General features: G+C 52.5%; 17 protein-coding genes and 2 pseudogenes. 8 read left to right on the forward strand and 11 right to left on the reverse strand.

The features are described 5' to 3' along the window. Positions 1–40: 40 nt before the first annotated feature. Positions 41–549 (forward strand): annotated as a pseudogene (locus tag MRBLMS1_RS01960) (integrase core domain-containing protein); the annotation flags it as partial. Here the strand turns inward: MRBLMS1_RS01960 and MRBLMS1_RS01965 are convergent. Next, entirely contained in the window at positions 527–1384 is an 858-nt protein-coding gene (locus MRBLMS1_RS01965) for a hypothetical protein (RefSeq protein ID WP_485877456.1), read from the reverse strand. The pseudogene MRBLMS1_RS01960 and the gene MRBLMS1_RS01965 overlap by 23 nt on opposite strands. 215 nt (positions 1385–1599) lie before the next feature. Between MRBLMS1_RS01965 and MRBLMS1_RS01970 the strand changes: the two are divergent. The 6 genes and pseudogenes from MRBLMS1_RS01970 to MRBLMS1_RS01995 form a co-directional block, all read left to right on the forward strand. Further along, a pseudogene (locus tag MRBLMS1_RS01970) lies at positions 1600–2048 on the forward strand (integrase core domain-containing protein); the annotation flags it as partial. Positions 2049–2215: 167 nt separating this feature from the next. Further along, the gene (locus MRBLMS1_RS01975; RefSeq protein ID WP_485877457.1) at positions 2216–3961 is read left to right on the forward strand and encodes an ATP-binding protein; all 1746 of its coding nucleotides are present in this window, start codon (positions 2216–2218) and stop codon (positions 3959–3961) included. A 675-nt stretch (positions 3962–4636) separates the two neighbouring features. Then, entirely contained in the window at positions 4637–6763 is a 2127-nt protein-coding gene (locus tag MRBLMS1_RS01980) for a hypothetical protein (RefSeq protein ID WP_485877459.1), read from the forward strand. 25 nt (positions 6764–6788) lie between these two features. Next, positions 6789–7049 carry a hypothetical protein gene (locus tag MRBLMS1_RS01985; protein ID WP_485877461.1) on the forward strand — a complete coding sequence of 87 codons (261 nt, stop codon included), beginning with the start codon at positions 6789–6791 and terminating at the stop codon, positions 7047–7049. Positions 7050–7437: 388 nt separating this feature from the next. Continuing rightward, positions 7438–8688 (forward strand): phosphoribosyltransferase-like protein, encoded by a 1251-nt coding sequence (locus MRBLMS1_RS01990; protein ID WP_485877462.1) that lies wholly within the window; start codon positions 7438–7440, stop codon positions 8686–8688. A gap of 182 nt (positions 8689–8870) precedes the next feature. After that, positions 8871–10004, forward strand: a complete 1134-nt coding sequence (locus MRBLMS1_RS01995; RefSeq protein ID WP_485877463.1) for a reverse transcriptase family protein — start codon at positions 8871–8873, stop codon at positions 10002–10004. 907 nt (positions 10005–10911) lie between these two features. On the opposite strand, the gene MRBLMS1_RS02000 is transcribed toward MRBLMS1_RS01995, so the two are convergent. The 4 genes from MRBLMS1_RS02000 to MRBLMS1_RS02015 form a co-directional block, all read right to left on the reverse strand. After that, positions 10912–11661 carry a hypothetical protein gene (locus tag MRBLMS1_RS02000; protein WP_485877464.1) on the reverse strand — a complete coding sequence of 250 codons (750 nt, stop codon included), beginning with the start codon at positions 11659–11661 and terminating at the stop codon, positions 10912–10914. Positions 11662–12079: 418 nt separating this feature from the next. Continuing rightward, positions 12080–13321 (reverse strand): RNA-guided endonuclease InsQ/TnpB family protein, encoded by a 1242-nt coding sequence (locus MRBLMS1_RS02005; RefSeq protein ID WP_485877466.1) that lies wholly within the window; start codon positions 13319–13321, stop codon positions 12080–12082. 123 nt (positions 13322–13444) lie between these two features. Then, positions 13445–14443: a S49 family peptidase gene (locus tag MRBLMS1_RS02010; protein ID WP_485877468.1), complete on the reverse strand. Its 999-nt coding sequence runs from the start codon at positions 14441–14443 to the stop codon at positions 13445–13447. 30 nt (positions 14444–14473) lie between these two features. Continuing rightward, positions 14474–15043 carry a hypothetical protein gene (locus tag MRBLMS1_RS02015; RefSeq protein ID WP_485877470.1) on the reverse strand — a complete coding sequence of 190 codons (570 nt, stop codon included), beginning with the start codon at positions 15041–15043 and terminating at the stop codon, positions 14474–14476. A gap of 109 nt (positions 15044–15152) precedes the next feature. On the opposite strand from MRBLMS1_RS02015, the gene MRBLMS1_RS02020 reads away from it, so the two are divergent. Next, entirely contained in the window at positions 15153–15482 is a 330-nt protein-coding gene (locus tag MRBLMS1_RS02020; protein WP_485877471.1) for a hypothetical protein, read from the forward strand. Between the two features lie 2 nt (positions 15483–15484). On the opposite strand, the gene MRBLMS1_RS02025 is transcribed toward MRBLMS1_RS02020, so the two are convergent. The 6 genes from MRBLMS1_RS02025 to trbC are packed head-to-tail and all read right to left on the reverse strand — an operon-like array spanning position 15485 to position 23119. Further along, entirely contained in the window at positions 15485–18361 is a 2877-nt protein-coding gene (locus MRBLMS1_RS02025) for a conjugal transfer protein TraG N-terminal domain-containing protein (RefSeq protein WP_485877473.1), read from the reverse strand. A gap of 38 nt (positions 18362–18399) precedes the next feature. Further along, positions 18400–19821 (reverse strand): conjugal transfer protein TraH, encoded by a 1422-nt coding sequence (locus MRBLMS1_RS02030; protein WP_485877475.1) that lies wholly within the window; start codon positions 19819–19821, stop codon positions 18400–18402. A gap of 10 nt (positions 19822–19831) precedes the next feature. After that, positions 19832–20686 (reverse strand): conjugal transfer protein TraF, encoded by an 855-nt coding sequence (gene traF / locus MRBLMS1_RS02035; RefSeq protein WP_485877476.1) that lies wholly within the window; start codon positions 20684–20686, stop codon positions 19832–19834. Next, a complete protein-coding gene (locus MRBLMS1_RS02040) occupies positions 20683–21096 on the reverse strand; it encodes a hypothetical protein (RefSeq protein ID WP_485877478.1) in 414 nt (137 codons plus the stop codon). The genes traF and MRBLMS1_RS02040 overlap by 4 nt, the downstream gene beginning before the upstream one ends. After that, entirely contained in the window at positions 21090–22403 is a 1314-nt protein-coding gene (gene traN / locus MRBLMS1_RS02045) for a conjugal transfer protein TraN (protein ID WP_485877480.1), read from the reverse strand. The genes MRBLMS1_RS02040 and traN overlap by 7 nt, the downstream gene beginning before the upstream one ends. Before the next feature lie 2 nt (positions 22404–22405). After that, on the reverse strand, positions 22406–23119 hold the full coding sequence (trbC, locus tag MRBLMS1_RS02050) for a type-F conjugative transfer system pilin assembly protein TrbC (protein ID WP_485877482.1): 714 nt from the start codon (positions 23117–23119) through the stop codon (positions 22406–22408). Positions 23120–23149: the final 30 nt, after the last annotated feature.

Genomic DNA, 23149 nt, shown 5'->3' on the forward strand with positions numbered 1-23149 from the left:
TGACCTGTCGATCCCCTACCCATTGCTTCGTCACGCGTGAGTATTTATGCACAACTACGGTGACATGACCGAGAAAAACAGCGTCGACCTCTGCGCCGGCTCTAGCGGGACTCGACGATCAGGATCATCAAACTACTGACCGACAACGGTTCGCAAATCACCGGCCGCTTGACAACAAAAGACAGGAAGCCCAGTGACCAACACGCCTGCAGTCTGCGCCAACAAAGGCATCGAACACGGCCTGGCACCACCCTGGCATCCGCAAACGAATGGCATGGTCGAACGATTCAACGGCCGTAACAGCGAGCTACTGCAGCAGACCCGATTCAGCAGCCGGGCTGGTCTGGAATCGACCTTGCTCAACTATTTAAAACTCTACAAGCATACATTCCACAACGGGCTATCGGTGCAAAAACGCCCACCCAGGCGCTCAAGGAGTGGCAGAAAAAGAAGCCAGACCTACTCGTAACGTGCGTTTATGATCAAACGGGACTGGACATCTACGCGTGCATGTTTTTCGTGACCGTTATTGGTTCTTCAGAGTATTGATGCGACCGATCAAATCCCTCGTCAGGCCCGCCAATCCTTCAGCGTTGCCGAGGTAATGGATATACCTATGTTGTTGGAGGTCAAAAGGAATATCGTTCTTACTTTGGGTGATCAGTATCACTTCTTTTCCTAACGCATGAGCGATCCCAACCTCATAAAATACGTTAGCATTTTTATTCGTACAGTCGCAAACAACTATAGCTGCACGGTCAATTATAGAAACAATATCTTGAATAATTGTGGAGTTTTCCCATAACTCATCAGCGCGCACACATTCCATATCGGTGAATTTCACAGCCGATTGAATCGCCTCGTAGACAGGCGAGAAGCCAGCAAATGGCATCATGACAGACACCAAAGTCTTATTAATGAATTGATGGGACGGAACATTAAAAACTTTCGGAGTTCGCGTGTTCATCGTCATAGAGTTGTAAAGGACGCGGAAGAGATCCACATCCTTCACAGCCCAATGAGTTGTGCTTAACTCATCGTAACCACGCCTTGGGAATTCAAGGTGAAGAAAATCTTTTAGCCTAATCAATTCTTCTTGTGGTATCGGTGCACAATCTGTATCGAAGGAATATTGAAGGATTACCTCTGCTCGCGTTTGCCGAACATGGGTAACTCGCCCTACCCTTGCCAGTTGCTGCTGCTCTTGAAAATTCGTTTCCTCAACAAATAACGAAGGCAACTTCATAAGAGCTTCAAAGTCAAGAATATTATTCTTAGTGAACTTCTGCCTGAGAGATTCATCGGTATAACCTATAACCCGGTCGGCTCCAAAGGTAGCAGTACCATTGACCCAGGGCATGCCTTTGACGAGTAAGTTAAACATTACTATTCCTTAGGTGGACTGTGTTTTGTATTCAACATTCTACTTCTTCTTTTGATTGAGAACCTGTTCGGTGTGATCACAATCAAGAAAATTCTAACCGCCCTTGAAGGTGAGCTGAATCCCGACCAGCAGCTTAGGCTCTGCTGACCCATGGTAATTGAAAGTTGAAAACCAATGGATCATTTTAGGTGCTTGGCTGTACTCCACCACGCGTTGAGCTAACAGACAAAAGTTGCATCGACCTCCGCGCCGGCTCAAGCTGGCCTCGCCGGTCAAGATCGTCAAACTGCTGACCGACAACGGCTCGCAATTCGCCGACTGCTTCGCCATAAAAGACAGGATGTCCAGTGGCCAGCACGCCTTCGCTAAAGGCTACGCTGGCCTGGGCATCAAGCACCGCCTGGCACCGCCCTGGCGCCCGCACACGAACGGCATGGTAGAACGACTAGAAGGCCGTATCAGAGAGCTACTGCAGCAGACCCGATTCGACAGCCGGGCCGATCTGGAGACGACCTTGCTCAACTATTTAAAGCTTTACAACCACCACATTTCACAACAGGTCATCGGTGCAAAAACACCCATCCAGGCGCTCAAAGAATGGCGGCAAAAGAAGCCGAACCTATTCGTGAAGCACGTTTATGATCAAACGGGACGGGAAAACTAACCTTTACTTAAAACATCCCCCCTAAGAATAGCGGAAATTGTCTCTTTTTACCTTTTTTGAGATATTAAAACCAATTCAAATTACAGAATTCCTTTTGGTTGGGCTATCATTTGCTTGGGTAAAAATCAGCAGTTCATATCGCGAAAATAGTGATTGGTTATAAAAGCATGGGCAGAATTACTCGGTTTCAAGTGGACTCCCGATTGGCTAGCCTTCTTAGTCAAGAGTACTCGTCCACAGAAAAAGCATTGAAGGAACTCGTGGACAACGCATGGGATGCTGATGCTACACACATAGAGGTATTGCTACCCGAACCAATGTCGAAAGATCCAATCGTAATCATTGACGATGGCACCGGCATGAGTCCCGAGGAAGTCCAATCACATTATCTGAAAATTGCCTCTGATCGAAGAATTCTCCGTGGGGAACGCACGGCGAGGGGGCGGCAAGTCAAGGGGCGGAAGGGTGTGGGGAAGTTTGCTGGCTTGATGGCGGCGTCCGATATGATGTTGCGAACGTCGACCAACGGCAGCGCCACGAGCTTTTATATACATCTTGAGGCGCTCAGAACGGTAGTGGATATCGAAGAGCTGCCCATTGCGCTTGACGTCAAGACTTGTCATCACGATGAGCATGGCACAACGATCATGCTAAAAGAGCTTCATTCTGGCCTAGCCTTTCCAGACCCAGTGAAGCTTCGCCAGATCCTGCTACAAGACTATGGTCGAGAGCAAGACTTTGTCATTGTGGTGAATGGCAAGAGGCTGGGAATTGACGATGTGGTTGGCTCTTTTATAACCGACTCCGCCAATTTGGATGGAGTCGGTGAGGTCCAGGTTAGTTTTGCTATCGCCGATGAGAAATCAGTCTCTCGGCAACCTGGCATAGTGATCCGGGTTGATGGCAAAGCCATAGGAAAGCCCTCGTACTTTGGTCTTGAAAATAGAGATGACGTTCCCCAAAAGTTGTTGCGTCGTCTCTTTGGTGAGCTGAACGCCAATGGTCTCCGGGAGCACGTGACAATAGGGTGGGATGCGCTTGTGGAAAACAGTGTCCTGCTTGAGACAGTTACAGCCTACATCCAACCTCTACTTTACGAAGCCTTTAAAGATAAATTCGGAAAGGAAATTCAACTCGCTCAAGCGCGCCTGAAAAAAGAAATCAACGAGCGTTTGGCGAGGCTTCCTGAGCATCGACGAGAGCAAGCAGACAAAGCAATAAAAAGCATCTTGAAAAAGTTCTTCGGAGAGCCTGCAGATAAAATTGAGGCCTATGTGCACGTGCTGCTGGAGGCAATCGAACATTCAGAATATGGCGCGGTCGTAAGTCATTTAGCGTCAGCGCCAAAGCATGATGTTGCAGCTATCGCATACGGACTTGATCAATTTGGGCTAGCCGATTTGGCACATCTAGTGGCCCAGGCTCAAGCTCGCCAGCAGTTTTTAGATAAGTTAGAAGAGCTGACGAGAAACACAAGCACCTTGGAAGCTCAGATGCACAAGGCGCTTGAGCACAGTCTGTGGGTACTAGGTACAGCATTCTCTCTTTTCTCATCGAACAAGACCTTGCAACGAACCATTGAGGATGATTTTGGAAAGAAGTATTTGGGCAAGCGCGCAACCAAACGTCCCGATCTTTTGTTGAATGAGGACTTAAACGGTGAGTGTCTTCTTATCGAATTCAAGAGACCTAGTCATGCGTTGAAACGTGAGGACTATACGCAAGCGACAAACTACCGGCACGAGCTCAAACAGTATGTTAGCAAACGCATCCGGGTCGTCCTGATTGGTGGGGCGAGGTCGGATGATTTTCCGACTGAACGGCTGGAGGAAGATGTGAGTGCAATGACTTATGGAGACGTTATTGCGACTGCGAGGCGGGAGTTGGAGTGGAAACTTAGAGGGCGGAACTAAGATAATTTTCCGACATGAAGTCGTTTTTTTCAGTAGGACATGCTCTCATTGACTGGCTCCGCTTTCTGGAATTTTTCGGAACAGGCTGTATGTTCATGCAGTTGTATTTGGAACTTATGTGTGCGGGGCTACGACCTTATTTGAGAAATGGCGGCCTTATCAACTAAATGTAATCAAGGCATCATCGTGGCATATAGTTGTCGAATTTCCTAAAAGTACATATCTTCGAGTGATAGTTTCGCCTTATCGGAGTACACCATGCATCACAGTGCTAGGTTATTCATACTTTCAACAGCCGTTGTATTTGCCATCGCCGCCTATGCCGCAAAGGGCAGCGATACCTATACGTTATATCGAAGCAGTGTATTCGACACAAGTACAATGTTGTTCGCTGCGACCTTCGACACTGCTGAAGGTGCACCTTACAACTGTGAAAATTGCGAGCAAGCGCGGGGGTTTTTTAATGGTCAGCCTAGTGTGCAAACGAAGTTTTGGTGTGAGCCGGTTAGCTTCCAATCTAGTGTGGGCCGGTCGCAACCTAACCCGCGGCTTTCGATGGGAGAGGGCATAGAGCTTACTTGTAGTCTTTCCGTTTCCGAAACCGTCAAGCCGTCTAGCCTCCTTCAGCCAGTGGACTATCGCTGCCCGTGCGAGACTTGATGTCGGCAATCAATTATGACTGATCCTACTTCCACCAACGTCACTATCCACCTGCAGGAACAGGTTCGTGTTCGTCTACAGGACCAGATACTTGCCTGGGCCCGGGATAATGCATCGGGCCGGCTGCGCTACATTATGGAGTTAAGTGAACGCGAGCGGGGTCGTGCCTGCGGCTGTACTTGCATCAGTTGTAGTCAGCCCCTTATTGCAGTCAATGCAGCAAAGCTACAATGGGAGAAACGCCCTCACTTTCGCCATGAAATGGGAGCAGAGACGCACAGTTGCCGCGTGTTGTCGGCGCGTGCAGCACTCCTAGCGAGCTTGCAGGAAGGTGACTTGATCATTCTGCCGCGGCATCGTCGCTCCGCGACTTTTCAGGGTCTTTCTGGTGCCATCTATGAGGGTTGGGTCGAGATCGCATCGCAGCAAGCGCGAGTTGGCACGTTGCATTTTATTGATATGGCGACGGCCGAGGTAGTGCTTGAAAATGGGCGCCGTCTGCAGGTGTTGGTAACGGGAAGCGCTAGTGCTAACGTTGGTGTCGCCGGCGATACGCTTATCCCCCGAATCGAGATCTACATTGATGATCCTGCCCTTGCAGAAATGTCTCCGGAGCAATTGCGAGAGCGGCTGGTGCCCGCAATTTCAGCGGGCGCTTGGTGTGGTCACTGGCCAGATATCGCTGGCGATACGATGGCCCTTGACGCAGCGAGGCTTGCCGCTGAGGATGCCCTGGATTGGGGCGAGGAAGCAGGAGATTTGCCGGCTAATCTGCGCCGAGAATCGCTCCTGCATCGTGAGGTCAAGGCGATCCTTGAAAGTGCGAAGTCGATCCTAGTCCCTACATGGACGGTGTCCTCGACTGGCGCGATCGTGACCGCTCGGGAGCGAGCTACGCGCACCGAGCTAACCGGCGCCAAGCTAGAGAAAAGGCTTGGCCGCATCATTCCTGATGTGATCGCCCAGCTGAAAAATGGCAGAGAACTATTGATCGAAGTCACCGTTACCAACACAATCAAGGCGGAGCGTCTGGCGCGCATTCGGGCAGTCAACCTTGCAACGCTGGAGATCGATTTCTCGCGGATGTCCGGGAGGCTGTCCAGGGGCGCGTTACGCGAACTTGTGCTGGACAACGTGGCCGGCAAGGTTTGGCTCCATCATCCACTCACAACAAATGTGCTAAATGCACGAGACGAAGAGACCGTCGACTTTGGCCCCCTGCACCCGACTGCTACAGTGATGACCAGGCAGCAAATGCTCAATACTCCTGAAGAGCTTTGGGCCAACAAATATCTTGAGGCTGTTCGTGAGCTAGCGCGACTCGACCACGAAATCGACGAGCACGAACTCTGGGATTCAGAGCGGGAAAGAGCCGCAGCGCTGGATTCGGTATTGGCTTCGGCTGACGGCCTGCACGTCCACGGATATCCCGAGGCACTCGACCACCGGTTGTTTGACAGGCAGCGTACGATGTTCCACCGTTTGATGTCGATCATGCTGTGCCACCCTGTGGCTTACCGCTACGAAAAGGTTTGGCAGGTCATTAACAGCATGTTGACCGATAGCACTCCCGAGGCCAAGTCTTGGCATGCACTTTATCATTTGGCTATAAAAGCTAGAGAGGGCCAACTTGGACTCACGTTGCCGCAGAACACCAGGCTGATAGAGTGGAGAAATGAAGTCCGAGCCAGTATTAAGCGTCACGAAGACTTGTACCGGCGAGATACGCGCTACGACAGGCTGTTTGCTTTGATTTTCCCTGACTTGGTTCCTGGTCTCGACAATCGACATTTGGTACGAGCGTCCAAGGATGGCGTCGTGCAACTGGCAAATTGCTCCCCCGAAACAATTGACGAGAGGTTCTTTCGCTCGCCGGACAGCGAATATTGGATCTGGGCGATCAATGGGTCGCAGCGGGACCACGAGCTGGAGCTGGTTGCAAGTCGAGCCCGGATTGACGGCCGGACTGTTGGCGACACCAGTATCATGTATCACTTGATGCGCGAGAAGCATTCGACATTGTACGTGTCAACGCTTGCGAGCATTGTCGCCGAAAAAATAGGAGTCGAAACCGCGACCACGCTACGCTTTCTTTGTCGAAACGGTTTTATTTCATTGAGCCAAAGAGCGCCCAAAGCATGATCCTCACAAACGCTAGGAAGCTACCATGTTAGGCGAGTATGAGCTTCCGCATAGCGATACATGCCGCGGCATCACTGCATGGACGTTTTGGGTCATCGACCTTGATGCGCTAAAAAAGAGAAGTCATCTGAAAGATTCCTGGTTGAATTTTTGCGCTGTCAAGCTTGAAACTCGCCAGGATCTCATCAGCTTGAAACATTTCGATCGAAGGGAGCCACAACCGCTCCCTCGCGCAAAAAGCTGGACATCTTTCGCCATAAAGGTCAGCGAAGGATGGCATCGCTGACCGAGGCAAAAGCAGAGCGCCTGCTTTTGCGCGCTTCAGCGGCGCAGTTGGCTACGATAAACTAGCCCGTCAACTGCTTCGTGCGCTCTGCCAGATCGGGGACTTTGCGCGATGGCGGTGGAGTTGCGATCACGGCCCGCGCGACATGGCACTAGACGGTATCACGTCAAAACAGAAGCTTGCCAAGGCCGCTTATTCTCTACTTTTAAAGCCCTCTAAAAATGGGGGGATTATCAAAGCGCTTCAATACATTCCACTACCCTTTGCTGGAAGACGAGGGGCTAATGGCCAAGTCAAGCCGCCGCAAAAAAAAGACTACAACAAAAATCTAAAATGATAAGATAAATAAAGTGAAAGAATTTTATCTCGTTTTCTACCTGAACAGACCATGAGCGATGACAAAGATAGTAGCAAACTCGTACTTACGGAACGAGGTGAACTGTGGCTGCAGAACTTCGTCGAGAAGGATAGGCCAACTGCACGAATTTTGGCCGGCTCTCTTACACTGATATCTGAGATAGAGTTCGAGCGCGAGCTTATTGCCGCCTTGCTTAATTTCTCACAAAAAATCCAGGGAAACATCGCTCTATTTAGCGTTAGAGAGCTAAGGAAACCTGGAAAAACTGGTGTGGATGATTGTGGGGAACATGTCTTTCAACCAGATGGCACTGCCATTGACTCAACTCCACGTGGGCATGACATCGGTAGCGAAGGTCGCGTAGCTGCCATTCTTAGAAATTTCGTTAGGGGTGAAGGGAGTGGGGGAAAATTCCTAAATAGCCCTTCAATTCTCGAAATGCGACAAAATAAATGTGTCGTTGTAATTTTCTTAGACGACTTTATCGGTTCAGGTCGAAGAGTAGCTACCTTTATAAATTCCTTTTATGAAAATTTGACAATAAAATCTTGGTTTTCCAGAAAGAAATTTAAAACATCGATTATTTGCTATTCCGGCACTGCTCAAGGAATAAAAAAAGTTCGAACTTCAAAAACTGCTCCCACAGTAATAATAGTTCGTAGTTGCCCAACGATTGACAGCAAACTTTGGGATTCTGGAGAAAAGAAAAGCATCAAAATATTATGCAAAACATATGCAAGAAAAAATAGTCTCGCATATCCTCTGGGTTATGACCAAGTTGGTGCCCTAATGATTTTTGAACATAGTTGTCCCAATAATGTCCCTGGTATTTTTTGGTCATCAAAAGACAACTCTCCATGGATTCCACTTTTCGAAGGTAAGGCTGTATCCCTTGACGTACGTCGAATATTTCCACCTGAAATATTAAAAAATGACCCGACAACAACGCTCATCCAAGCAGGCGAAAATCGGATGGCGAGATCTGCAAATACTGTTATAAATCGGCCCTTACCCGGAGAGTGGCTCGCAGCGCTATCCCTGTGTAGTAAGGGTGTTCGTCGAGTTGACGCGTTAGAGGGCGTTAGCAGAATGAACCATATCGAAGCTACTAATGTAATGGAAAAATGTGTGGCTGCAGGCCTGTTGACGCAACACTGGCGCTTGACAAAATTAGGCAGCGCGGAGCTCCTTGCATCGCAGCGGGCGACCATTGATGATGAAAAAGAACTTTCCAAAATAAAAAAAGAAGATTACTATCCATATGCGTTGAGGAGCCACTAATCAAGGTTAGTGTTTACCATGCGCTTAAGACATTAGGCGTCGTGTATGGTGGCGGGTTCCGCTTCCCATTGAAAAAGCCCAGGCAATGACGGAAGAAAGGTACGACTCACCATCCATCGGAAGATCGACTCGGTGTTGAGCCGCACCTTACTGCCGTTCGAACAGCTCTCAAAGTAACTAATATGTGGTCTTCTCAACGCTATATTAAATTAGGCACAGAATTGCTTCGGTCTGAAGCGGTATTGGAAGCCGCTGCCGCTCAAATCGAGCAAATACAGCTAAAAAAACCAGCTCGCCCCGCCATACTCACACTTGGGCACCTTGCGAAGTTAAGCAATACTCCTCACTTCTCCCTTCGGACAATCGTCGCTCGTACGGCTAGCAATCCATATAGGTATTTTTGGATTCGGAAGCGCTCTGGGGGGCGCCGCCAAATTTCCATTCCTTCTCCGGATTTAAGTAACGTTCAATCCTGGATTGCTAGAGAGGTTCTCGCACCACAATTGGTGCATTCGGCGAGCCATGCGTTTTCTCCACAAAGTTCAATTGTAAAATGCGCTAAGCAACATTGTGAAGCCAAATGGCTTATAAAGATTGATATCGCTGATTTTTTCGGTAGCGTGACAGAAATACAGGCGTGGCGTGTATTCAGGCGATTAGGATATAACCATCTGGTCGCTTTTGAAATGGCTCGAATTTGTACTGATAGAGTCGTCCATTCACAAAAATACAAATTAGACTCTTGGATTTCAGATCCATCAGTATATAAAATTCCAACTTATGGTAGCCCTATCTTAAGCCGGCTACCGCAAGGGGCACCTACTAGCCCAATGTTATCAAATCTAGTGATGCTCAAAATTGATGAGCAGATTTCAAGGCTTGCAAAGGTTCATGGTCTAAAATTCACGCGATACAGCGATGACATGACCTTCTCAACTTCGGACTCGAATTTTACGCGAGAAAGGGCGTATGTCTTTATTTCAGAAACCGCAAAAATATTGAAAAAAAATGGTTTGTTCTTAAATAGAAAGAAAACTGCTGTGATCCCTCCTGGCTCGAGAAAGTTAGTGCTGGGGCTTTTGGTCGACAGAAAGCGACCTCGTCTAACAAAAGAATTTAGAGCAATAATGAAGCAGCATCTATTTTCTCTCGGAAAAAGTATCGAACAGCATGCGAATCATCGTAAATTCGACTCCATAGGTGGCATGTATCGCCATATTTTGGGCCTGATTAACTACGCAAACATGGTAGACTCACCATATGCCGATAATTTAAAGTCAAGATTCGACGCACTTCCTTGGCCAGGGAAAACATAATTAACCGGCATGCAACTTACCGAATTCCGTAATTATCTGTAGTGGTCAAAACCACCGGACCTCGTTTTCGGGAGCCGATCACATGGCCAAAGCACTTCTTCCTGACGACCTGTAGGCGCTGATTCAGTCTTCGCTGCCAGCAGGAGCCTAGCTGCCCTGCCAGGGTTCTGGTGCGCGATTTCATAGCTGCCCGATCCAACGATAAGATAGGGGCTGACCTGCCTATTCCCTGCCCTGCCCTGCAAAGACTCATGCCGCACGCTCGCAAAAAAAGGCCTTCCCTAGCCATAACGGACGGAGAAGGATGGTTTATCCGACCAAGGCACAAGGAGAGCACCTGCTTTTGCGCGCTACCTCGGCACAGTTGGCTACGATAAACTAGCCCGTCATCTGCTTCGTGCGCCCGGCCATATCGGGGACTTTGCGCGCCTGCGGTGGAGTTGCGCTTACGGCCGGCGCGTACCGCTGGTTGGCGGACGAGTAGGCCAGGGCCTTGTACACTTCACGCCGCCAAGCGAATCCGCAGACGACGCATAATGATGGGCTGCAGCACCAACTACCATACCTAGCCTAATCACATTAGTATGCTCAACTGGCGTTGCATCCATTTCAAAATTGGTGACGCTGCGGCGCTCCTGCAGGAGCTGGCCAGTCACCAAGTCACCATGGCGCATCCCTGTATTTCTTGATGATGCTGGTGTCGACAAGGTGCTCGGCCGCCGTCACCATAACCGATTGGTGATACCAGGTTGGCGGCACCGGCGTGATCGTGTCACCGTGTCGAATGACAAAGAAAGTGAAAAGCAGGACAGGTAAGTGAAAATTTGACACGCTGAACTTGGTGACAGAATGCGAGATCCTGGGCGGGCCAGCCGTCATCAAAATTTCGCCTTCCGCAAAAGCATGATCAGTTCAGCGTGGGTTTCGGTGTGACATCGCTGCTGCTGTTGGCATACTGTTGTGCCAAGGCGTTTATTTTTTGAGCGTCGATAATGCCCCGATTGCCGGACATCGCAACGGTATCGAATAGCGCGTGCATGATGTCCTCACGGTCCGGTAACGCGAAGTCCGTATTGCGGCAGAAAACGGCTCTGATTCGCGCCCCTGGTTCGACTTGTCTTACGAGAATTTCCAGGCGATGATTTGCGGGAATCTCTGTCATGGTAACTTCGGACGGCAAGGTTGCCGCTTCGCCCGCCAGCATAGGCCGCAGCCGATGGGAACGATCCGGATTATTTCTGAACCACGCCGCATCGTCTTCCTTCCATGGTTGGTCAGCCACGAAAATGTTGTGAGCCTGCCTCGGAATGCCACCTTGCCGCATCATAGCCCGGGTGCGGCTGTCGAGGTCATCAAAATGCGACTGGATCGCGCCAAGAGCTCGATGTACGTCCTCCGGACTATTGCTTTTTCCGTTCCCCTGATTTGTGCGTGGCATCAGGCCGTCAATGCCTCTTGTCAAATACAGTCCGCTGACCATCGGAGTGACAACACGGCGCTCGCAACACTCGCCGGCAAGGACAACACTGCCATCAGCAGTCAGTCCGCCAAAAGTACGGGTGTTGTGAATAAGAGCATTCCCGCAAATCATGCAATTATCTGGTTTTGGCAGCTTCTTAAATTCCTTTTCGAAGCGACGACGATCTGCTCGGCTCATGATGTTCCTCTTTTTGTAAAACGGGCTGCCCCCTAGACTATCACTGAATCGCCACGAATTCACTAGACACTCGCCAGTCGCTTGAAAGGCGGCTTTTTGTAGGATTGGGAGCAGCTTGTTGTTGAAGCGGTGGTGTACGCGCCCTTACCTCCATTCCGATCCGTAGTCCGTACATGTCTGGCTGGTGTGGTACCGACTACCGTCAGATACCGCGCGGCGCGAAGTCATCGTCGAAAAAGTCCCGTTCGGCCTGGCGGTGCTCGCCTCTCTGACCAGCACTGTCGGCAATAGCCCGATGAAATTGGAAGTGGCGGCCATGCGGGTGATGCCTGGGCCGGCAGGCACGTCGGCAACCGACTTCAACAAGTTAGTATTTCTCGCCAGCATTTGCCCACTCTTTGATTGACATCCACCCTGCCTAAAGGACAGAGATTTCTACGGCGCGGCGCGATGAGTTGCGACGCGCTTCGGTGGGTTCCTGCTTCTTCGAGCGGCCTGACTGCGCCATCTCTCCACAGGCTAGCAAGCGGTGTCCCCGCTCAACAATGTTAATCGCGCCCACCACGTCTGCGTGATTTTTGTAGCCGCACTCGACGCATAGGAATTTCGCCTGGGTCTGCCGATTGTCTTTTGATATGTGCCTACAAGTCGGGCACGTCTGGCTAGTGTGGTGCGGAGGCACGGCAAGCAGCATGCCCCCACTCCATTCCATCTTGTAATTGAGCTGCCGTCTAAACTCGCCCCATCCCTGATCGAGAATGGCGCGGTTCAGCCCCGACTTTTGGCTGACCTTCTTGCCCGGCTGTTCGACAGTGCCTTTGGCGGACCTGGACATATTCCCTACCTGCAAATCCTCAATGCAGACGAGCACGTGATTTCGGCTGACTGTCGTGGTAATTTTGTGCAGGAAGTCTTTACGGGCATTGGCGATGCGGGTGTGAATCCGTCGAACTTTGGCGATTGCCTTTTTCCAGTTGCTACTAAATTTTACCTTTCGGTTCATGCGGCGCTGGTAGCGCGCCAGACACTGCTGGTGTTTCTTGAAACTGTTGAGCGGCGCGATGAAGCAGCCATCGCTCAGGGTGGCAAAACGAGCGATACCGACATCTATTCCAACGGCACTTGTAGCGATAGGAACCACCGGATCTACCTTGCGCCGGGTCTGTATTGAAATGAACCACTTACCAGCAGCCTGGCTTATGGTTGCATTCACTGGCTCACCTATAATGTCCCGGCTCTTGCGGTACCGTAGCCATCCTAATTTGGGAAAACGCAGGCGGCTATTGGTTTGTTCGATTCTAATTGCCCCTTTTGCTGCCACGCGGAAGGAGTTTCTGTCGCCCTTGCGCTTGAATTTTGGAAATTTTGCACGGCCAGCAAAGAAATTCGCGAAAGCTTTCTCTAAGTCCTTCAACGCATATTGATGTGCTGAATAAGGTGCGGCAGCAAGCCAAGGGGTTTCGCAACCGTTGCGCCATGCTGTCAGATATTTCGCCATGGCCACATAGCTAATGAATTTGTTGCCGGCTGCGTGATTTTCTTTTTGCAGAGCCAAGGCTTTGTTGTAGACGAACCGGCAAGAACCGGCGAAGCGGCGCATGGCACGCTCCTGGTCCCCGGTTGGTCTCAACTCGAACCTGTAGGCTTGAAATCTTTCCATGATTCTTCAAGCTTACTCGTGCGAAGGCAGTATCGGCCACAAGAAAGCTAACCCAATTTGCGCCGTATTTTTGCTTGACATGGATCGCATACCGTACCGAATTGCACCCTCGCTCTCCCTCCCCTATCTAAGCTTAAACTCCTGCCTCGCGATGATGTCGTCGAACGCAGAAGTGATCGAGGTTGAGATCAGGGCACCCATTTGGCCAAATCCGCCGGGGTGCGGTCCAAAGTTGAATGCAGTCACATCCTTTTGCGCATCCACGAAGTCATCCACCGTGCCGATGGCATCGATCAGGCCGATTTCCTTTGCCTCTAACCCGCTCCAGATTTCCCCGCTGGCGTAGTTGACGTCGTGCCTCAGGACGCGGCCGCGCCGTTCCTCTAGTTCGCGCAAAAAAGTTCGCCCGACCCTGTCCACCAAATCCTGCGCCTTGGCTTGCGCGTCTGGGCTAGGCGGCGTAAACGGATTCAAGAATGCCTTCAGGTGACCGGATGCATATACCTGCTGCGAGATTTCCAGGCGGTCCAGCGCACGCGATAGCTGCCATGGCGCGATGATGGCGCCGATCGATCCCACCAGACTGTATTTTCCCGCGATGATCTTGTCGGCGTGCAACGCAATCATGTAGGCAGCCGATGCGCCGACGTTGCTGATCGCCGCCACTACCGGTTTCGGGTGCTTTTTCCTGAAAGAGTGAATCGCGCTTCCAATACGCTCGGCCTCGACCGGCGCGCCGCCGGGACTGTCTATCGCCAGAACTATCTGCGTAACGTTGCTAGACTCAAACGCCCGCTTCAGGGCCGGCACAATCTTGTCTGCGGACGCGAGTGAGGTTGCAGCGATCTCACCTTCGATGTGCACAATGCCTATGACCGGGCTGAAGGGACCTATTTTAAACTGCAACATTTGCATGAAAAAGTACAGACCGAACAAGAGTGGCATGAGAACGAGCAACGACTTCAGCGTCAAGGTGAGGCGGCGAGCAAATTTTCGATCCCGTTCAAGCGCCAGGCGTTCTTCCCTGAATCCCGCACGTTGTTCGCGTATCTCGGCCAACATAAGTAGTGCGAGATTGGCGGCCTGCAGTTCAGCTTGACTCTTATCGTCTTTATTTTCCATGGCGTTTCCTTGGGGGCTAGGCGCAATAAGTTAGCGACAACTGCCCCCCCAACCCAGTACGACAGTTTCCCAGGTCATATTGTCACCACACGCTTTTTTTTCTTCTTCTCTCCGGTTTGGCTGTGTACTTCGCATCGGCGCGCCTTCCACGATCATGGTTTCCGTCGATTTTGCTTTTTCTATTTCGGCTAATGCCGCGGTTGCTTCTTTAAGCTTTGAGATTGGGCAGCGCATAACAAAGGCCTGAGGATATTCTTGCGTGCTCGCTGTTTCTCGTGTGACCTTGGAAACACTACATAACTGAGCAGTAACTACCCGAAAATATTGATCGTCGAAAGCGATGCCGTCCTCAGAATGAAGCAGCAAGAGCTGGCCATTCTTACACTCTTGCGTTATAAACCGAAGAGCTAGCCGAGCGTAAATAACGTTCTCGTCTCGCGTTCGCGCTTCGACGAAAGTTCGTTGGGACAATCTGTACGTCGTCATCGTAGACAAATCGCAGACTGAATCGTCTGTGGGCTTTTTTGCGAGTGCAACCGCTTGCACCGATGAAAGCGTAAATGTCAAAATTAGCGTAAAGGCTATATACAATAATTTCATAATGGAAATCTCTCATATAAGATTAAACTTATCTATCCCACTTAACACCTCCTTGAAATTTTTTTTGTTCTTGCTAATATTATATAGGCGTATATTTTTTGAAATTATTATGAGAATGATAAGGCAGATGTTTCTTTGTGGACTTTCCGGTGCGATAATCGGCATTTTGTTGAGCGTTGGTGAACCTTTTCTGTTAGTTGTTGTGGTTGCAGTTATGGGGTTTGTTACACTTCTATCTTTATATTGGATAATTTTTTTGGTTGTATTTTTTCATGAAAAAAATCTCGAAGAGGCTCACCTTTATTCATCGCAATTAGTGATTGATAAGGATGAATATGAATGTGGCGGAACTAAATACTTTGGCAATCCGGCCTATCGATTAGACGAAAGTGGCGATCCAGATTTAGACCCCCAATGGCTCATGCGCGAACCACAATAGAATTATCGTTTATTAAAAAATTCTTTCAATTTTTTCATACCTGAGTTTCCAATTTCTTTTATTTCTTCCGCAACAATATCTGGATCTTCGGTAACTAGTTTATTCGCCTTGCCGAACAACGATTTTTTCGACGAAATGTTGCCAGACGGAGTCTCGACAATTCCACTATCGTTTCTAAATTTTTGTCGCCCCTTATTTTTATCATCTCTGGCTTTTTCATCTATTTTTTCTATTTCTGACTGAACTTTCGTAGACGATTTCTTAATTCTAGCTTGCTCTGCTGTCATCCAATCTTCCCCTTTTAACGGCAAAGATACTCCCTCGTCGTTTTCAACGCTGTTTTTAGAACTATTTGGAGTTTTCGAATGTATACGTGACTTGTTAGCCTGATGCTTCCTATCAATGCCGGAATAAAGCGATGGATTGTCCTTCATGTCACGATATGTCACCCTTACTGATTCAAATGATTCTGGAAAATTGCTGTTCGTGGTTGGCAATATGGGAGTTTTTGCAATGCTTCCGAGATGGGAGTCAATAATAGTTTTGGCAGCTGCGCTGTTGTGATTGTTTGATAAAAGTGATTCAAACAGTTGAATATTGTGCGGATCCTTTGCAAGATCAAAATTAAAGGAATCCCCGCGCGAATACGCTGCCGATATACTAGTAGCGTAGTCTACTTGTTCGCGCAACGTTGCATCTGCCCGCTCTGAGGTCGCTACCGTCTCGGTGATCCGGGCAGCATTTTCGGTGGCGGTCCTTTGATCAGCAATAACAGAGTTCAATAAACTAGTATTCTTGACTAGCATCTCGCCCCAATCTTTAAATTTGGAAACATCCTCACTACTTAAGTGTTGCCGTATCTCCGATTCTTTTTGGTCTATTGAGGCGGAGTACTGTTTTCCACCACGGCCTGGTATTGCAAATTTAGCTCCAGGAATTTTGCCCGCTTGCGGCGTGCCAATGTTGAGCTCGGCAGCTACCCCAAATGCTACGCTTGCGACCTGTTGCTCGCTGGCCCCCAGGGCTCTCCCAATGGTGTCGGTAAGTTGCTTAAGCTCTTGCGCACGCGCGCCAAATCCTTCAATACTGTTTCTTGTGACACCTTTAGACCGATTCGTTGTAGCGCTAGTTCCATCGACATGCAGCAGGGCATTCGACAAGGCGGCGGCTTTATCCCTTGTTGCAGCAACAGCATTTGACTCCGCTGCCGATACTTGTTGCGTGGCAGCTGCGACATGATTTTCCGTGACCTTCCCCTCCACTGTTCTGGATACTGGCCCTTCATTGGCCAACGCCTTAACCGCAGTCAGACCAGACAACGCGTTGGATGTGTAGCTATTTCCTGAAAGATCGTTTTGCCGATTTCTGAAGAACGGTGACGAGCGGACAGGCGCCAAGGTCATCTGATCCATGGCGACATTTCCCATCGATACGTTGCCTGATACCGCCGAATTGGTGGCACTGGTCACGCTACCTTGCAACAGGCGCATGCCGTCGACGAGCGCGGTGCCAAAGTTCTCCATGCGCTTGACGGCGGCCCAGGCAATGAATGGAATGCTGATGGTCATATAGCCGACGACGGCTTCGCCTGAAATGGCGCTGGAAAAAATGGTCGAGGAGGTAGTCAGCGACAGGGCATTGACCCCGTTGCCTACGCTGGCCGCGGCGGCCAAGTCACGCATTGCATACATGGTCGCCATGTAGTTCAGAATGGCATAGAGCGGTGGCCATAGCTGAATCCAGACTAAGATCATCGCGTAGTTTTTAACGCCGGCCACAGTCTCCTTGCCATTGGTCAGTAGCAACAAAATAATCATGAGCGGGAACACTGCATAGACGACTGCTTCGACGACGTTACGGATTACCGGCAGCGCTTGCTCGGCCACCTTACCGTTGTTAATCCACGCAGCATTCGTTTGGGCCACCGCCTGCGCGCGTCCAACAGCAAGCAACATCGTCGCCGGATCGTTGATTTTTTGCCCCGCCATCAGACTGGTATCGTTCACAGCATTGATGAGCGCATTTTGCCGAATAATATTGGCTGCGGTGGCCGAGGCGTCTGCTATTTTTGCTTTGAGATAGGCTTGCTGTATCTGGTCGGCGATCAGAGCCGAGGCTACCGTACCAGGAAGCGTCGGATTCATGCGGAATGCCAGTGTGCCCTGGATGCGCTGAACTTCGGCCGGCATTTTCGCCGATAGCTTTGTATATGCCTGAGGACAGGTGAGCACTTCGGAGGTACCGGCCGCATTCGTAACGCTGCTAAACCGGGCGGGATTGGGGTCGCCCATGAGACTCCACACGTCGCCCGAGGTCGCAAATACGTCCGGCGACAGGTAGCCAGAGGCCAGATCGTACATGGTGCAATTGTGCAGGAAGTTGATGAGGTCAGTGCGGAAATACGGGCTTTGGAATACCACTTTGGAAGCCTCACGCACCATCCGGCTGCCAAACATGAGGCCGTTGTTCTGATAGCTCAGCTTATCCGGCATGCCGGCCGGCCCCGGAATCACCTGCATGGCTGTTTCTTCGAGTTCCGTCAGACTATTGCCGATCGTACTGGTCAGCGAGGCAAGCACCGCCAGGCCGAACGGGACGTTGTCAACGAAGACTTCGGCCGAACCGCCCGTCTTGTCGACAATGCCGACGGTGACCTTCGGCACCAGGAGCACCGACAAGACCAGGACGATCGAAGCGAGCCACTTCCAGCCCACCATCTTTTCCGGAGCGAAGGCATAACCAATTAGGGCGGCCACGAAGCCGCACACGGCAACGATGCCGAGGGCATTTCGGTAAGTGTTGGCGCCGACCATGGCGGCCACGGCATTCATCAACCCGTACAAACTGTCCGAGTTCTGGTATGCGAAAATTTCCCACATGACTATTTACCTCCTCCTTTTACTTCCCCACCTTTTTATCACCGCAGATAGGCGGCCTGGCGTCCCAGCAGATCGAGTACCTGCTGCGGCATATTGGCGCGCATTTGCCGTTCCAGTTGTTCCAGGTGGTTGGACACCACCGTGATGGAGCCTACTTTCTGGTAGACGAGGGCCTTTTCGCGGGACAGCTGGGCCAGCATGTCCTTGGCGCGTAGCCGGATTTCTTGGGCTCTCCCCTGCTGTTTTATGTCTAAAGTGAAGTCTTTCTCCAGGGCTTGCATCCCCAACCGCAGGTTCTTCTCCAGAAACATGTAGGCGTAATCCGCGGCAATCACATCCCGATAGGTGGCAATCAGCTGCTCATTGGCTGAGGCAGAAGGAAACGATGCGCCGATCGACAGCATGCGGTAGACAGGCTCGCTGGTCTGGTTCACAAAACCGACCTCCGGCGACATGTTGGGAATCGGTGTGCGCGTCTCGATTTTGTAGGCGATAGAACGCATCAGTTTTTCAACCTTGGCGGTAAATGGCGTGTGGACGTAGGCGGGATCGAGGGTGACCTGGTCGCAGTTCGTGTAGTTGTTGCAGCGCAGGACCGTTTGGTGGACGTTGCCACTCCCGGCATCCGACTGGCCATAGAGCAGCTGGGAGATCGACGTGAAGGTCGGTGCGATCGGATTCGGGTCTCGCCCCTCCGAATAGAAAATAATGGTCCCGACCATGCTCATGATCATTTCTCGCTCCTTGTCGTCCAGGTAGTTGCCGGCGAGCTTGAGCGATTCCCAGGTGAGGTTGCCGACGAACGGGGCCTTGTTTTTGACCAGGGGATCGGAAGATTTGCGCGCCGTCTCCAGAATGGAACCTTTGTCGGATTTGCAGCGGACGGCTGCGGCGGCATAGTCCGATTCGAGGCCTAGCGAGACGGCAATGTCCTCGCAGGCCTTGCTGGAACTAAATCCGGTGGCCTCGGCGGCCGACGACACCAGGGATTTGGCGGTGTTGCAGGAATTGATTTGCGCATTCGTCATCATGGATTCGAGGTTTTTGGTCCACTTGGTGATACCACCGAGTAGCGGGGACACCGATTCGAGCGCGAGTTGAAACGCTACGCCTGGCAACGCGGAGGTGACGTTCTTGAGCATGTTCTTGAATTCGGCCGCCGAAATGTAGGAGAACGAGCCGCCGAAAAGATCGATGCCACCGCAGCCGGCTTTGGCCGTCGGGTAATTGATGGCCATGAGTTGGTATGTCTTGTTCGGCGCGCGCAGCATCAGGCTGCCGCCGCTATAGGTGTTGTAGACCTGGCCACGGAAGGCGCCAGGCGCCGAGTAGTTGCCGATGGCGCCGAGGTCGTTGAACATCTTGTTGACTTCGGCATTCAGGTCTCCGGCGAAGGCGGGATGGGTGTACAGGGTGCTGGTGCACAGGGAAAGTGCGATGATGAGTTTGCGCATAGGCATGATGAGCTCCTTAACGAGATGAGTAATTGCTTGTCAGCGGCGCTTCGACGGCTTCTGCGGCGCGCGGCCGCAAGGCGTCGATCCGTTCCACCAACTGGCCTTCCGACAGCACACCAAAACCGACCGGCATGATCTTGCCGGTGATCGGCTGTGCCAGGAACAGCGCCGGAACTTGCTTGACGTTGAGCGTGGCGGCGGTACCGTTGTCGGTGCGGGCATTGGTAAAGCCCGGCACCGCGCCGCCATCCAGGCTGACGGGCAGCACCTGGATACGGTATTTCGTGGAAAACGCCCGCAATACCGGCCCATAGGCATGGCAGTACGGACAATCACCACGAAAGAAGAACATCAGGATGTGGTCGCTCCCGATGTTGGCGAGGGCGGAAGATCTCTCCTGCATCTGCACCTGTTCAAATACCTCCAGCGCCTGGGCATTGACGGGGCGGCCCTGCGTGGTGGGGTCCAGGTCCGGATTGGCCCACGCCACTTTCTGCGACAGGTCGGCGAACAGCGAGGCATTCCTGAGGACCTTCGATTCGAGCTCCATGTAGCGGCGCACATTGGCGACAGTGGGATGCATGACGGCGACGGCCTTGAGCTGTTCCAGCTGGATCTGTAAATCGCGCAGCGCCTTCACTTCAGGCGGTGGCTGCGGCCCGGTGGGTTTTGGTAGCGCGACTGGCGCAGGCGGTAGCACTTCCTTCTGCGGTTCGTGCATTGCCGGGTCGTCATAAAAATGCCAGCCGCGCCGCACAGCGGCCTGCGCGCCAGCAGCGTGGCCTTGTGCAGGGACACTGGCGGGAACCTGAGCGTGTACGGCTCCGCATACGAGCAGCACTGCCAGACAGTAGGGAAACTTTCTCATGGCGCTTTCTCCAGACGCAGATTAGCGGGCGGCTGGCCATTGCGGCAGTAATTGATGCCGATATCGATCGTTTGCTTGTGTGGTGCCTGCCCTGCCGCGAGCTTGACGCCTTCCTGCCAAAAGCGGACGTTGAGCCGGCGGCAGCCGTCCTGGGCGTAGCGGGCCAGTGTCGTGACATCCATGAAGAGTGCGGAGGTGGCAGAAAAGCGCCGAGTGATCGCGTCCGCCGGTTCTCCCGTCAGCATGCCGGCTGCACGGCCGTCGGGTGCATCGATGGCCGCCAGCATCAGTACTTTCGGATCGTGCACCGCCACGCGGGGTGCGGCATCCGGGGCCGCACTGGTTGCGGCGCAGAGCATGGCGGAGCAAAGGGCAAGCAAAACCGTGCGCGTCGTGGTTCGATTCAGCATTTCCCTCTCCCCAGATAACAGCTTGGCGCACGCTGGGCGGCAGCGTCCTTGAGCGCCGCCCCGTTGGGCAGCGTTGGCACGATCGAGGCATAGAACTCGGTCAGATCCAGTTTTGCGAAGTCGATGCTTTGTAACTGCGCCACGCTAAAGCCGGAACAGGCAGGATTTTTTGGTGCTCCCCAGCCCATGCCGAGCTGCGCCCTCCCCTGTTCGTTGATCATCCTGGCCAGGCGCGAGTTAAAACAGCATTTAGAGGTCGTGTGCTCGATGCACGATACGCATTTGCCCAATACCCGAATGCAGGAGCTGCACCAGGTGCCGATGGTGTGGCACAACTGAGCGCCCTCCTTCATCGCCAGCTTGCCCTCGCCAGCGTTGCAGGACATCATCGAGACCGCGATGTACATCACCGCCGTCATCGCCAGGCTCCAGGGATTGAACGCGATCGCCAGGTGTTCGGTGGTGGCCAGCGTGACCGATCCCGCCGGCAGCGCCGTGCCATTGACGGCCACCGTCACACCAAACGTCGTATAACTGCCGCTGAAACCGCCACTGGTCAGCAGCGCCTTGGCGCCTTGCGTGATGAACTCGCGGTTGCCGCTGTTCATCAGGATGTCGAATACCAGGCGCGAGCCGATGCCAAATAGGGACTGGTTAGTAAAGTGGGCCCCGGCGCCATCTGTATAGCAGCAGTTTTTGAGGAGCCGGTTGCGGCAGGTATTACCCTCACCATTGAACAAAGTCATGGTCTTCGGATCGAGATAGACGCCGGCCTCGCGCACGGCCTCCATGTAGGTCATGACCTGCGCAAAATCGACGTCGTTCGTATAGCTGGTACTGAAGCATTGCGTACCGAGACAGGACGTTTTTGGCGCACAAGTGGCGCCAGCAGGGCAGCCGGTGGTGTACGCGGCCAGCGTCGTCTCGGCACTCAGGGGATCGCGGGCGATGGCTTGCGCGGCGGAGATGGTCGGATCGGTGGCCAGCACGGGCGGGCGCGGCGTGTTGGCCAAGTTCAGGGCACCCACTTGCGCCGCGCAGGCCGGGTCGCCGGGTGTCACGGCGCAGGCCGCCAGATGTGCATTGGCATCGCTTTTGAGGTTACCCTTGCCGTGGTAGACGGTTTCGGGAGGCGTCAGCGTATAGCCGGGCACGTGGGCAGTGGCGCTCTGGGTGGTGACGCTGGCCCGGGCGGCCTGGTTGGCAGCCGTGGCGCCGGCCAGATCCCCGTTGACTTGCGCCAGGACAATGGCAGGCTGCATGCTGCTCAAGCAGCAGGCGGTCATCAAGGCGATCAGGCGGCGCATGGCTATTTCCCCATCTTGTCCAGGAAGTGCCCGGCGCTGTCGGCAAAGCGCGGTGCGCGGTGCTGGATGGTTTTGAGCGCGTATTCCAGCGAGACGTCGCCGGCGACCCGGACATAGGCATCCGGTGCGAAACAACTCCCTGCCCAGCAGGTCTGGGCGGGCGCGCCGACACTTAGTAAAACGAAGGTCGGTGCCTGGCGTACGGCAAAGCGGTCAAAGGCCTGCGGATCGATTTGCCATGCCACCTTGCGCTCACCCATGATCTTTTGGGCATGCGCCACAGTTTTGACCAGTGATCCGTCGTCCAAACCCCGTAGTAACAGGGTCGCCTGCAGCTGCGCGGCTTGCATGGCTAGTTTTTTCAGCGCAGCTTCCGGCATAGCGAAGGTCACAAAGACCAGCAGCCGGTCGCCATTCAACGCAGAGAGCGCGATTGGATTGGATGCCGCTTCGTAGCCTTTGGCAATGGCGCCCAGATCGACGGGTGGCGTTGGGCGAGGCTGGGGCAAGGCGTCGATCCGCATCCGTCGCGTAGTGGGAGTTGGCCCTGGCGGCAGGTCTTGCGGCATGGAATTGGCCCGTACCGCGCGGGAAATATCCTGTTCGGTGATGACCGGCTGCAGCTTTTTGGCGTGTTCGATGTCCGCGTCAGTGATCGTTGGTATCGCCTGCGCCGCCACGGCCTGGGCCAGGAACAGCGCACCGAGCCCTGCCATGGCATTCAGCGCAGCAGGCCTGGCGCCCGC

Source organism: Massilia sp. LMS1-1-1.1 (assembly GCF_040815535.1).
GTDB classification, from domain to species: Bacteria; Pseudomonadota; Gammaproteobacteria; order Burkholderiales; family Burkholderiaceae_D; genus Janthinobacterium; species Janthinobacterium aestuarii.

Excerpts from the sequence above, each read along its gene's own strand:
- MRBLMS1_RS01965 (WP_485877456.1), bottom strand. The coding sequence starts at position 1,384 with ATGTTTAACTTACTCGTCAAAGGCATGCCCTGGGTCAATGGTACTGCT.
- MRBLMS1_RS01975 (WP_485877457.1), top strand. The coding sequence starts at position 2,216 with ATGGGCAGAATTACTCGGTTTCAAGTGGACTCCCGATTGGCTAGCCTT.
- MRBLMS1_RS01980 (WP_485877459.1), top strand. The coding sequence starts at position 4,637 with ATGACTGATCCTACTTCCACCAACGTCACTATCCACCTGCAGGAACAG.
- MRBLMS1_RS01985 (WP_485877461.1), top strand. The coding sequence starts at position 6,789 with ATGTTAGGCGAGTATGAGCTTCCGCATAGCGATACATGCCGCGGCATC.
- MRBLMS1_RS01990 (WP_485877462.1), top strand. The coding sequence starts at position 7,438 with ATGAGCGATGACAAAGATAGTAGCAAACTCGTACTTACGGAACGAGGT.
- MRBLMS1_RS01995 (WP_485877463.1), top strand. The coding sequence starts at position 8,871 with ATGTGGTCTTCTCAACGCTATATTAAATTAGGCACAGAATTGCTTCGG.
- MRBLMS1_RS02000 (WP_485877464.1), bottom strand. The coding sequence starts at position 11,661 with ATGAGCCGAGCAGATCGTCGTCGCTTCGAAAAGGAATTTAAGAAGCTG.
- MRBLMS1_RS02005 (WP_485877466.1), bottom strand. The coding sequence starts at position 13,321 with ATGGAAAGATTTCAAGCCTACAGGTTCGAGTTGAGACCAACCGGGGAC.
- MRBLMS1_RS02010 (WP_485877468.1), bottom strand. The coding sequence starts at position 14,443 with ATGGAAAATAAAGACGATAAGAGTCAAGCTGAACTGCAGGCCGCCAAT.
- MRBLMS1_RS02015 (WP_485877470.1), bottom strand. The coding sequence starts at position 15,043 with ATGAAATTATTGTATATAGCCTTTACGCTAATTTTGACATTTACGCTT.
- MRBLMS1_RS02020 (WP_485877471.1), top strand. The coding sequence starts at position 15,153 with ATGAGAATGATAAGGCAGATGTTTCTTTGTGGACTTTCCGGTGCGATA.
- MRBLMS1_RS02025 (WP_485877473.1), bottom strand. The coding sequence starts at position 18,361 with ATGTGGGAAATTTTCGCATACCAGAACTCGGACAGTTTGTACGGGTTG.
- MRBLMS1_RS02030 (WP_485877475.1), bottom strand. The coding sequence starts at position 19,821 with ATGCCTATGCGCAAACTCATCATCGCACTTTCCCTGTGCACCAGCACC.
- traF (WP_485877476.1), bottom strand. The coding sequence starts at position 20,686 with ATGAGAAAGTTTCCCTACTGTCTGGCAGTGCTGCTCGTATGCGGAGCC.
- MRBLMS1_RS02040 (WP_485877478.1), bottom strand. The coding sequence starts at position 21,096 with ATGCTGAATCGAACCACGACGCGCACGGTTTTGCTTGCCCTTTGCTCC.
- traN (WP_485877480.1), bottom strand. The coding sequence starts at position 22,403 with ATGCGCCGCCTGATCGCCTTGATGACCGCCTGCTGCTTGAGCAGCATG.
- trbC (WP_485877482.1), bottom strand. The coding sequence starts at position 23,119 with ATGGCAGGGCTCGGTGCGCTGTTCCTGGCCCAGGCCGTGGCGGCGCAG.